General features: G+C 69.6%; 8 protein-coding genes and 1 riboswitch. Of the genes, 3 read left to right on the top strand and 5 right to left on the bottom strand.

Annotation, left to right across the window (positions count from 1 at the left end; translation table 11 throughout):
- Positions 1 to 204: 204 nt before the first annotated feature.
- The 4 genes from ACFXGX_RS13670 to ACFXGX_RS13655 all read right to left on the bottom strand — a co-directional run bounded on the left by ACFXGX_RS13670 (position 205) and on the right by ACFXGX_RS13655 (position 4,979).
- Positions 205 to 897, bottom strand: coding sequence for a GntR family transcriptional regulator (locus tag ACFXGX_RS13670; RefSeq protein ID WP_384789394.1), 693 nt, complete (start codon positions 895 to 897; stop codon positions 205 to 207).
- Between the two features lie 195 nt (positions 898 to 1,092).
- Positions 1,093 to 1,860, bottom strand: a complete 768-nt coding sequence (locus tag ACFXGX_RS13665) for a M23 family metallopeptidase (RefSeq protein ID WP_384789391.1) — start codon at positions 1,858 to 1,860, stop codon at positions 1,093 to 1,095.
- Between the two features lie 12 nt (positions 1,861 to 1,872).
- Positions 1,873 to 2,029, bottom strand: a riboswitch (cyclic di-AMP (ydaO/yuaA leader).
- 215 nt (positions 2,030 to 2,244) lie between these two features.
- Positions 2,245 to 3,633: a M16 family metallopeptidase gene (locus tag ACFXGX_RS13660; protein WP_384789388.1), complete on the bottom strand. Its 1,389-nt coding sequence runs from the start codon at positions 3,631 to 3,633 to the stop codon at positions 2,245 to 2,247.
- Positions 3,630 to 4,979, bottom strand: a complete 1,350-nt coding sequence (locus ACFXGX_RS13655; RefSeq protein WP_384789385.1) for a M16 family metallopeptidase — start codon at positions 4,977 to 4,979, stop codon at positions 3,630 to 3,632. Before ACFXGX_RS13655 ends, ACFXGX_RS13660 begins: the two co-directional genes overlap by 4 nt.
- 381 nt (positions 4,980 to 5,360) lie before the next feature.
- Between ACFXGX_RS13655 and ACFXGX_RS13650 the strand changes: the two genes are divergently transcribed.
- Positions 5,361 to 7,820 carry a DNA topoisomerase (ATP-hydrolyzing) subunit A gene (locus ACFXGX_RS13650; RefSeq protein WP_384789382.1) on the top strand — a complete coding sequence of 820 codons (2,460 nt, stop codon included), beginning with the start codon at positions 5,361 to 5,363 and terminating at the stop codon, positions 7,818 to 7,820.
- 25 nt (positions 7,821 to 7,845) lie between these two features.
- On the opposite strand, the gene ACFXGX_RS13645 is transcribed toward ACFXGX_RS13650, so the two are convergent.
- The gene (locus ACFXGX_RS13645) at positions 7,846 to 8,976 is read right to left on the bottom strand and encodes a CobW family GTP-binding protein (RefSeq protein ID WP_384789379.1); all 1,131 of its coding nucleotides are present in this window, start codon (positions 8,974 to 8,976) and stop codon (positions 7,846 to 7,848) included.
- A 323-nt stretch (positions 8,977 to 9,299) separates the two neighbouring features.
- Between ACFXGX_RS13645 and ACFXGX_RS13640 the strand changes: the two genes are divergently transcribed.
- Together ACFXGX_RS13640 and ACFXGX_RS13635 are read left to right on the top strand one after the other, a co-directional pair.
- Complete coding sequence (locus ACFXGX_RS13640) at positions 9,300 to 9,857, top strand: DUF6082 family protein (protein WP_384789376.1); 558 nt, start codon at positions 9,300 to 9,302, stop codon at positions 9,855 to 9,857.
- Between the two features lie 312 nt (positions 9,858 to 10,169).
- The gene (locus tag ACFXGX_RS13635; protein ID WP_384789419.1) at positions 10,170 to 10,370 is read left to right on the top strand and encodes a hypothetical protein; all 201 of its coding nucleotides are present in this window, start codon (positions 10,170 to 10,172) and stop codon (positions 10,368 to 10,370) included.
- Positions 10,371 to 10,585 lie beyond the last annotated feature (215 nt).

Raw genomic sequence — 10,585 nt, 5'->3', positions numbered from 1 at the left:
GCCCGCCCGCCCGCCCCCACGCGCGCGCGGGCGCGCCCGCCCGGGCGCGATTTCCGTAGCCTCGCCGCGCGCATTCCCCAGGTGTCACGCGCGCCTCGCGCCGCGGCCCCGGAAATGGCGTGTACCGGAATTCCGGACACGCTAATAAAAGGGCATCAGAAATGAGCCCCCGCCGAATATCCCTCTTTGTATACGGTGCCTGTGTTAATGACGCGGGCCCGTCACGTTTACGGGATGTTGCGAACTTCTCACACGGTCCGGCCGGTCGCCTCCGGGGAATCGGAGCCGGTGCGCGGCCGTGGCACGCTCGGTGTGCAGGGCCGTGATCGCGCGGGCCCGCTCACCGTCCCCACGGGCGACCGCGTCCACGATGCCGCCGTGCTCCGCCCAGGACTCCGCGGGGTCGGCCGGCGCCTCCACCGAGTACATCCAGGCGATCTTGTGGCGAAGCTGGGCGAGCGTCGAGGTCAGCGCGGGGCTGCCGGACGCCTGCGCCAGCGTCTCGTGGAACCAGCCGCCCAGCGAGCGCAGATCCTCGCTGTGGCCTCGCCTGGAACGCTCCTGCCCCAGCCGGACCAGACCCCGCAGCACCTTCAGGTGGGCCTCCGTACGCCGCTGCGCGGCCCGCGCGGCCCCCAGCGGTTCCAGCAGCATGCGCATCTCCAGGAGGTCCGCGGCCTCCAGCTCGGTCGGCTCCGCGACGCAGGCGCCCGCGTGCCGGCGGGTGACCACGAAACCCTCCGCCTCCAGCGTGCGCAGGGCCTCGCGCACGGGGACGCGCGAGACGCCGTAGCGGCGTGCGAGCAGTTCCTCGGTGAGCCGGCCGCCGCGCTCGTAGACACCCGAGACGATGTCGTCACGGATCGCCGTGCACACCGAGTGTGCCGGAATACGCATGACCGACCTCCGCTTTAATCCCCGTGAAACGCCGTCGATTGACGCTTGTTCAGTGACTCTATTGCAGGAAGCCTGAATTTCCGATGGCGGGCCTGAATCCATGGATATTTTTTGGACAGACGGCGTCCGGAAACGACGATGCCCCGGCTCGGTGAGCCGGGGCATCAAAAGCGGTGGGAAGCCGCGAAGCGGTCGTCAGACGTTGACGCCGTGCGAGCGGAGGTAGGCGACCGGGTTGATGTCCGAGCCGTACTCCGCGGTCGTACGGGCCTCGAAGTGGAGGTGCGGTCCCGTGGTGTTGCCGGTGTCCCCGGAGAGACCGAGCTGCTGCCCCGGAGTGACGGCCTGCCCCACGGACACCCCGATGGACGACAGGTGGCCGTACATGGTGTACGTGCCGTCATGCATCTTGATCACGACTTGATTGCCGTAGGCGCCGCCCCAGCCGGCCGTGACGACCGTGCCGGAGCCGACGGCGTGGACCGAGGTGCCGGAGGCGGCGTGGAAGTCGACGCCGGTGTGGCTGCCGGAGGACCAGAGGGCGCTGCTGGCCTGGTAGCCGGTGGAGACGTACGAACCGGTGATCGGCATGACGAACGTGTTCAGGCGCTTGCGCTCGGCCTCGCGGGCGGCGCGCTCCTTGGCCTCACGGAGCTTCGAGGCCTGCTCGGCGGCCTGCTTGCGCGCGGTCTGCTCGGCCTGCTTGCGCGCGGCGGCCTCGTCGGCGGCGCGCTGCTGCGCGAAGGCCTGGGCGTCGATCTGGTCGGCGACCGTGTCGTTGAGGGTGACGGCCTGGGTGAGCCCGGTCTGCTCGACGGAGGCTTCCGCGGCGAACGCGGGAGCGGCCAGGGTTCCGATCACGCCGGTGGTGGTGAGCGCCGCGACCCCGACGGCGGTCGTGGTGGTGCTGTGCACCCGGCTGCTCGTACGACGATGCTTGCCGGTGCCACAGGTGAACGCCATGTAGGGGCTGATCCTTTCCTTCCCTCTCGCCTACCGGGTTAGCTGACGGGTTCGGAGCAGGAAGGTCTCCTACGGGCTCCCTCCGAAGAGGGCGTCCGATTCACCCCAGGGACTGCGTGGGTCCCCGGCTCCCCTGACTCGCGCCATGGGGACTCGGCGATGACTGTCCGGTGCCGCGGGCGCGGCGCATTGCGTGACGAACAGCCGGACCGACGCTAAACGGGGTGTCTTTCGAACAACAAACGGATCACGATTTTTGTAACGCATCCCACAGGGCAGAAGGGCAACCACCGTACGAATGCGGACATCTTGGGACCGTCGTCCGGAAAAGGAAGGGCCCTGACGGCTCTTCAGCCGTCAGGGCCCTCTTCCGTCGCACGAGTTCTACTCGGCTGCCACCACGGTGACTTCACCGATTCCGAGGGCCCTCACCGGATCCGCGATCTGTGCCGCGTCGCCGACCAGGACGGTCACCAGACGGTCCGTCGGGAAGGCGCTCACGGCCGCCGCGGTGGCCTCCACGGTGCCGGTGGCGGCCAGTTGCCGGTAGAGCGTCGCCTGGTAGTCGTCCGGCAGGTGCTGCTCGACCTGGTCCGCGAGCGTGCTCGCGACGGCCGCCGCCGTCTCGAACTTGAGGGGCGCGACACCCACCAGGTTCTGCACGGCGACATCGCGCTCGGTGTCGGTCAGGCCCTCGGCGGCGAGGGTGCGCAGCACCTTCCACAGGTCGTCGAGAGCCGGGCCGGTGTTGGGGGTGTCGACCGAACCGCTGATGGCGAGCATCGCGGCGCCCGTGCCGTCCGGCGCGGAGCGAAGGACCTGCCCGAACGCCCGTACGCCGTAGGTGTAGCCCTTCTCCTCGCGCAGGACGCGGTCCAGGCGCGAGGTGAGGGTGCCGCCGAGGCAGTAGGTGCCGAGGACCTGGGCGGGCCACACACGGTCGTGCCGGTCGGCACCGACACGGCCGATGAGGAGCTGCGTCTGGACGGCTCCGGGGCGATCGACGATGATCACGCGGCCGGTGTCGTCGGCGCTCACCGGCGGCACGGGGCGCGCCTCGGCGGCCGAGCCGGTCCAAGAGCCGAGCGTGTCGGCGAGCAGCTCGTCGAGATCGACACCGGTCAGGTCGCCGACGACGACCGCGGTGGCCGTGGCGGGGCGTACGTGCTTCTCGTAGAAGGCGCGAACGCCCGACGCGTCGATGTTCTGGACCGTCTCCTCGGTGCCCTGGCGGGGGCGCGACATGCGCGCGCTCGCCGGGAACAGTTCCTTGGAGAGCTCCTTGGCGGCACGACGGGCGGGGTTGGCCGTCTCGTGCGGGATCTCGTCCAGCCGGTTGGTGACCAGCCGCTCGACCTCGCTGTCCGCGAACGCGGGGGCCCGCAGGGCGTCGGCGAGCAGGCCGAGGGCCTTGGCCAGGCGCGAGACGGGCACTTCGAGGGACAGGCGTACGCCGGGGTGGTCGGCGTGCGCGTCGAGCGTGGCGCCGCAGCGCTCCAGCTCGGCGGCGAAGTCCTCGGCCGAGTGCTTGTCGGTGCCCTCGGAGAAGGCGCGCGCCATGATCGTGGCGATGCCGTCCAGGCCCGCCGGCTCGGCGTCCAGCGGCGCGGCGAGGATCACCTCGACGGCGACGACCTGCTGGCCGGGGCGGTGGCAGCGCAGCACGGTCAGACCGTTGTCCAGGGTGCCGCGCCCGGGGGCGGGGAACGCCCACGGCTTCGGCTGTCCTGCCTGGGGCTGCGAGTGGAAGTCCATGGTGGCGAGCTCGGTCACTTCGCCGCCTCCTCGTCGGTCTCGGTCTCGTCGGCGGAGCCGGCGGTGGTCGGTTCGTAGACGAGCACCGCGCGGTTGTCGGGGCGCAGGCGGGCCTTGGCGGCCTCCTGGACCTCCTCCGCCGTGACGTCGAGGACGCGCTGTACGGCGGTCAGAGCGAGCTGCGGGTCGCCGAACAGGACGGCGTACCGGCACAGTTCGTCGGCACGGCCGGCGACGGTACCGAGCCGGTCGAGCCATTCGCGCTCCAACTGGGCCTGGGCGCGCTCCATTTCCCGGGCCGTGGGACCCTCCTCGGCGAACCGGGCGAGCTCCTCGTCGACGGCGGCCTCGATGACCGGGACCTCGACATCGCCGGACGTCTTCACGTCCAGCCATCCCAGGGAGGGCGCTCCGGCGAGCCGCAGCAGGCCGAACCCGGCCGCGACGGCGGTGCGGTCACGGCGTACGAGCCGGTTGTAGAGCCGGGAGGACTCACCGCCGCCGAGGACGGTGAGCGCCAGGTCGGCCGCGTCGCACGCGCGCGTGCCGTCCTCCGGGAGGCGGTAGGCGGCCATCAGGGCGCGCGCCGGGACGTCCTCCTCGACGACCTCGCGGATCTGCTCACCGATGACCTCCGGCAGCGAGCCGTCCCGCGGGGCGGGCTTGCCGTCGTGCCCGGGGATCGAGCCGAAGTACTTCTCGACCCAGGCGAGCGTCTGCTCCGGGTCGATGTCGCCGACGACCGACAGGACCGCGTTGTTGGGCGCGTAGTTGGTACGGAAGAACGCGCGGGCGTCCTCCAGGGTGGCCGCGTCCAGGTCCGCCATCGACCCGATCGGGGTGTGGTGGTACGGGTGGCCCTCGGGGTACGAGAGCGCGGTGAGCTTCTCGAAGGCGGTGCCGTACGGGACGTTGTCGTAACGCTGGCGGCGCTCGTTCTTCACGACGTCGCGCTGGTTCTCCATGGACTCGTCGTCCAGCGCCTCGAGCAGCGATCCCATGCGGTCGGCCTCCAGCCAGAGGGCGAGCTCGAGCTGGTGGGCGGGCATGGTCTCGAAGTAGTTGGTGCGCTCGAAGCTCGTCGTACCGTTGAGCGAGCCGCCGGCGCCCTGGACGAGTTCGAAGTGACCATTGCCATGAACCTGCTTGGAGCCCTGGAACATCAGGTGCTCGAAGAGGTGGGCGAGTCCGGTCAGGCCCTTGACCTCGTGGCGCGAGCCGACGTCGTACCAGAGGCACACCGCGGCGACCGGGGTCAGATGGTCCTCGGAGAGCACCACGCGCAGGCCGTTGGCCAGGCGGTGCTCGGTCGCTGTCAGGCCGCCGGAGCCTGCCTCAGCTGTGGCCGTGTGACCCATGGGCATGTACGTCCCTTCGATCGCGGAACTGCGTCATTCCTGTCGGTCCTGCCACTGTATGCAAGCGCGCGGACGGCTGGCGAAGTTCCCGCACCTCGTACGCCGAGAGCGAGACTCGTGCGTGTCCCCGGCGCGCCGGGGGAAGGCCTCCGGGATCCGCCGCGAACGCCCTCGGGGACCGCCGTGCACCGGCCGGACGTGCTCGCGGGCCGCCCGCGAACCGGGCCCGGACAGCCGCTCGGGAGCGGTCCCGGCGACGCCCGCGGAGCCCGCCCGAGGGGCGCTACGGACGGGTCGCGGTCGGCGTTGTCAGTGGGGCGGTCCACAATGGTGCGCGTCAGAACCCGCTCATGCCCCGGCAGAGACTGTGAAGGAGCCGCAGCAGCGATGGCCCGCCGCAGCACGAAGACCCCGCCGCCCGAAGACTCGTACGAGGAGAAGATCCTCGACATCGACGTCGTGGACGAGATGCAGGGCTCCTTCCTCGAATACGCGTACTCGGTCATCTACTCGCGAGCCCTGCCGGACGCCCGCGACGGCCTGAAGCCGGTTCACCGTCGCATCGTTTACCAGATGAACGAGATGGGCCTGCGCCCCGAACGCGGCTATGTGAAGTGTGCCCGTGTCGTCGGCGAGGTCATGGGTAAGCTGCACCCGCACGGCGACGCGTCGATCTACGACGCCCTGGTGCGTCTGGCGCAGCCCTTCTCCATGCGGCTGCCCCTGGTCGACGGCCACGGCAACTTCGGCTCCCTCGGCAACGACGACCCGCCGGCCGCGATGCGGTACACCGAGGCCCGGATGGCCGACGCGACGTCGCTGATGACCGAGTCGATCGACGAGGACACGGTCGACTTCACGCCCAACTACGACGGCCAGGAGCGGGAGCCGGTCGCCCTCCCGGCCGCCTTCCCGAACCTGCTGGTCAACGGCTCGTCGGGCATCGCCGTCGGCATGGCCACGAACATGCCGCCGCACAACCTCGGCGAGGTCATCGCCGCCGCCCGGCACCTCATCCGCTACCCGGGCGCCGACCTCGAGACGCTGATGAAGCACGTCCCGGGACCCGACCTGCCCACCGGCGGCCGGATCGTCGGCCTCTCCGGGATCAGGGACGCCTACGAGTCGGGCCGCGGCACCTTCAAGATCCGTTCCACGGTGTCGGTGGAGGACGTCTCGGCGCGCCGCAAGGGCCTCGTCGTCACCGAACTGCCCTTCACCGTGGGTCCGGAGAAGGTGATCTCCAAGATCAAGGACCTGGTCGGTTCGAAGAGGCTCCAGGGCATCGCCGATGTCAAGGACCTCACCGACCGTGCGCACGGTCTGCGCCTGGTCATCGAGATCAAGAACGGCTTCGTGCCGGAGGCGGTCCTCGAACAGCTCTACAAGCTGACGCCGATGGAGGAGTCCTTCGGCATCAACAACGTGGCACTGGTGGACGGCCAGCCGCTCACCCTGGGCCTCAAGGAGCTGCTGGAGGTCTATCTCGACCACCGCTTCGACGTCGTACGCCGCCGCAGCGAGTTCCGCCGGACCAAGAAGCGCGACCGGCTGCACCTGGTCGAGGGTCTCCTCGTCGCCCTCCTGGACATCGACGAGGTCATCCGCCTCATCCGCTCCAGCGACAACTCGGCGCAGGCCAAGGAACGCCTGATCGAGCACTTCTCGCTCTCCGAGATCCAGACGCAGTACATCCTCGACACGCCGCTGCGCCGCCTCACCCGGTTCGACCGCATCGAGCTGGAGTCGGAGCGCGACCGTCTCAACGGCGAGATCGACGAGCTGACCGGCATCCTGGAGTCGGACTCTGAGCTGCGCAAGCTGGTCTCCGGCGAACTGGCCGCGGTGGCCAAGAAGTTCGGCACCGACCGGCGCACGGTGCTCCTGGAGTCCGCGGGCTCCCCGGCCGCGACCGTCTCGCTCCAGGTCGCCGACGACCCGTGCCGCGTCCTGCTGTCCGCCACGGGGCTGCTGGCGCGTACGGTGACCGGTGAGCCCTTCGGGCAGGACCCGGACGGCAAGCGCACCAAGCACGACGTGATCGTCTCCGCCGTGCCGGCGACGGCACGGGGCGAGATCGGCGCGGTCACGTCGCTGGGCCGCCTCCTGCGCCTGAACGTGATCGACCTCCCGCAGCTCCCCGAGACGGCGTCCGCGCCCAATCTCTCCGGGGGCGCTCCGATCTCGGAGTTCCTGTCCGCCCTCGAGCCGGACGAGACCGTGATCTGTCTGACGACGCTCGACGAGACGTCGCAGGGCCTCGCGATCGGCACGGCGCAGGGTGTCGTCAAGCGTGTGGTGCCCGACTACCCCTCGAACAAGGAGGAGTTGGAGGTCATCACCCTCAAGGACGGCGACCGGATCGTCGGTGCCGTCGAGCTGCGCACCGGCGAGGAGGACCTGGTCTTCATCACGGACGACGCCCAGCTCCTGCGCTACCAGGCTTCCCAGGTGCGGCCGCAGGGCCGTGCCGCGGGCGGCATGGCGGGCATCAAACTGACGGACGGCGCGAAGGTGATCTCGTTCAACGCGGTCGACCCGGCGGTCGACGCGGTGGTCTTCACGGTGGCGGGTTCGCGCGGAACGCTGGACGACTCGGTCCAGACCACGGCCAAGCTCACCCCGTTCGACCAGTATCCGCGCAAGGGCCGGGCGACGGGCGGTGTGCGCTGCCAGCGGTTCCTGAAGGGCGAGGACTGCCTGTCGCTGGCCTGGGCCGGCCCGGTGCCGGGGCGCGCGGCGCAGAAGACCGGCATGCCGGTCGACCTGCCGGAGATCGACCCGCGCCGTGACGGCTCGGGCGTGTCGCTGGGCAAGCCGGTGTCGGTGGTGGCCGGCCCGGTGTAGCCCGTCGGCCCGGTGCAGCCCGTTGTCAGCCCTCCGGGCTGGGCTCCGGATCCTGTACGTAGCGGAGGACGCCCCACATGCTGTGTTCGTCGGCGTGCGGGGCGTCCTCTCTGCATGCCTCCAGTTCCTTGGCCAGCGCCACCGTGTCGATCCCGGAGCCGATGAGGACGAGCTGGGTGAGCCGCTCGTCCGCATCGGTCCAGGGCTCCGGATAGAAGCGCAGGAACCGCCCGACGGCATGCACCGCGTACCGGTTGCGAAGGTCCTGGACGCCGAAGTCGACGTACCCCTTGATCCGGTAGAGCCCTTCGGGCCGGCTGTCGAGGAAGGTCATCAACTTCCGTGGCCCGAGCGGGACTTCGGAGCTGAAGGAGAGGGCATCGTAGGCGGAGTGGAGATGGCCGAGGTGGCCGCGCCGGCCGTGAGCCTCGAGGCCGGGCTCTTCATGGCCGTCCCCCGAATGGCCGTCGCCGCCTTCACCCTGGTTGCCGTCGTTGGCGTCGTCGTTCCGATGGAGATCGTCGAAGGACAGTTGTCCGATGCGCTCCTCGCTGGGCCGGCAGTCGAAGAGGAACTCCGGATCGACACGGCCGTAGGTGGCGGGGACGACCGCTGCCCGGTCGGCGAGCTCCCGGACGACGCCCAGTACACGCCCCGCGTCCTCGGCCCGGTCGATCTTGTTCACGACGACGAGATCGGCGAGTGCGAGGTGCCGGTCGATCTCGGGATGCCTCTCGCGCGTGCCGGCGAACTCGGCGGCGTCGACGACCTCGACGAGCCCTCCGTACACGATTCCCGGATGTTCGCTGGCGAGCACCATGCGCACGAGTTCCTGGGGCTCGGCGAGCCCGCTCGCCTCGATGACGATGACGTCGATCCGGGCGGAGGGTTGAGCGAGCCGGTCAAGATATTGATCAAGTTCGCTGACATCGACCGCACAGCACAGACATCCGTTGCCGAGCGAGACGGTGGAGTCGCCGAGCGCTCCGGCCACCGCCATCGCGTCGATCTCGATGGCGCCGAAGTCGTTGACGACGGCTCCGATCCGACTGCCACCGCTGCGGTGCAGGAGATGGTTGAGCAGTGTGGTCTTGCCGGAACCGAGGAAGCCGGCGAGAACGACGACCGGGATCTGACGGGTACTCGACCGGCTCACCACGCGCCCTCTCTGAACCTGTGCGCGCACCGGCTCACGGGACCGGCGCTCACGCGGGGAATGAATGCCGACCCAGCATACGAGTGAGGGGAAACGCCCCGAAGTGAACGATTGTTAGCGGCGCTCGCGGGGCACACGTTGGACATGGCGCCGGTGGATGCGACCCGCACATCCCTCCGTGCGCCTCCTCTCCGCCTCCCCGCCGATCAGAGCCGCTCGGCAACACTGGGAGACGGCAAGCGCGCCGCCCACCGCTCGCCGGTCCGCTCCCTGTCGCCCCACAACCGACGACCGGCGGCCGGTCGCCTGATTCGGGGGTTGACATGGCCACAATGAAAGTCAAGGTTCGTGGGTTGCGCTCCGCCGCCGCCGCGGCGGTCGGCCTGTTGGCGGGGGCCGCCGTCACCCTCGTCGCGCAGCGATCCACCCTTGACGCGCTGCACACGCGGATCGAGCTGCTGGAGCAGGCCGCCCAGACCCAGCGCCAGGCCAATCTCGCCCACCAGCAGCGACTCCACTGGGAACTGCTGAGCAAGGCCATGGACGATCCCGAGCTGGCCGAGGTCCTGGACGCGTACGACGGGACCGTGTCCCCGAGGAAACAGCGCCAGTTCCTGTTCAGTAACGCCTTGTACACGAACGCGCTCTGCTACTACCGCATGGGCAATATGACCCGGGAAGAATTCTTCGGCTTTGCCCGCGGGTGGCTCCAGAACCCGATCTTCCGCGAGTACTGGTACGCAACACGCCCGCATCGGGCAACCCTGATCAGCACATCAGAAGAAGCCCAAATCGGACTTATGGTCGAAGATTTCCTCGCCCAAATGGAGGAAGCCGATGCAGATGAGTGGTGGGTAGTGGGCGAACCGTCGAGCGAGTAGCGCCCGACACCTGTCGCACTCCGGCGCAAACGCGTCCACTTGCGCCACCCTGCTGGGCGAATCACACGGTCGGGCGATAACGAACGGGTAAACCAGCGCGTTTCTCCAGATGCCAACAGGGTTGACTACTGCGCAATCACGTATCGGGTCGATCCCCACCGAACGTCGCTCCACGCCGCCCGGTCCGAGGTCGCGGCCCCACAGGGCCGCATCGCGCCGCGCAGCAACAGCGCGCAGGCAATCCCACCTCGAGATCAAAGGGAAGCAAGAAGAGTGAGCCACATCATCCGTCGGATCGGCACTCCTCCCGTCATGCGGGGCAGTACGTCAGGTGCCAATTGCCCGGACATTTTCGAACTGTCCGACGGTACGTTCGCTGTGATCGGGACAGATGTCACGGAGAAACTGGACGCCCAACTTCCCCCTGACGCATCCCGGGCAGACTACGAGAGAATCGTCGTAGTCACCCGCGAAACACTGATTCACGCGAAAGCTGATATTCCTGACGCATAGGCCGCACGTAGCGTCCTTGCTCAGTGTGGGCACACCTTCACCTCGCCATACGTTCGCTTCGCCCTCCGTGACCGTTTCGCAAGCCGCCCCTGTCCGGGGGGGGGGGGGGGGGGGGGCCCCCCCCCCCCCCCCCCCCCCCACCCCGCGCGCCGCGCGCGGCCCCGGCCCGCCCCCCCCCCGCCCGCGCGCGGGGCGGGCGGCCCCCCCCCCCCCGC

The organism is Streptomyces sp. NPDC059371 (genome assembly GCF_042751995.1).
GTDB lineage: Bacteria > Actinomycetota > Actinomycetes > Streptomycetales > Streptomycetaceae > Streptomyces.
Note: the sequence above shows the minus strand (reverse complement) of the source record. Positions and strands in the feature narration are given on the sequence as shown.

What these genes read in the sequence shown, in the direction of transcription:
- ACFXGX_RS13670 (WP_384789394.1), bottom strand. Translation starts at nt 897, where the DNA reads ATGCGTATTCCGGCACACTCGGTGTGCACGGCGATCCGTGACGACATC.
- ACFXGX_RS13665 (WP_384789391.1), bottom strand. Translation starts at nt 1,860, where the DNA reads ATGGCGTTCACCTGTGGCACCGGCAAGCATCGTCGTACGAGCAGCCGG.
- ACFXGX_RS13655 (WP_384789385.1), bottom strand. Translation starts at nt 4,979, where the DNA reads ATGCCCATGGGTCACACGGCCACAGCTGAGGCAGGCTCCGGCGGCCTG.
- ACFXGX_RS13650 (WP_384789382.1), top strand. Translation starts at nt 5,361, where the DNA reads ATGGCCCGCCGCAGCACGAAGACCCCGCCGCCCGAAGACTCGTACGAG.
- ACFXGX_RS13640 (WP_384789376.1), top strand. Translation starts at nt 9,300, where the DNA reads ATGGCCACAATGAAAGTCAAGGTTCGTGGGTTGCGCTCCGCCGCCGCC.
- ACFXGX_RS13635 (WP_384789419.1), top strand. Translation starts at nt 10,170, where the DNA reads ATGCGGGGCAGTACGTCAGGTGCCAATTGCCCGGACATTTTCGAACTG.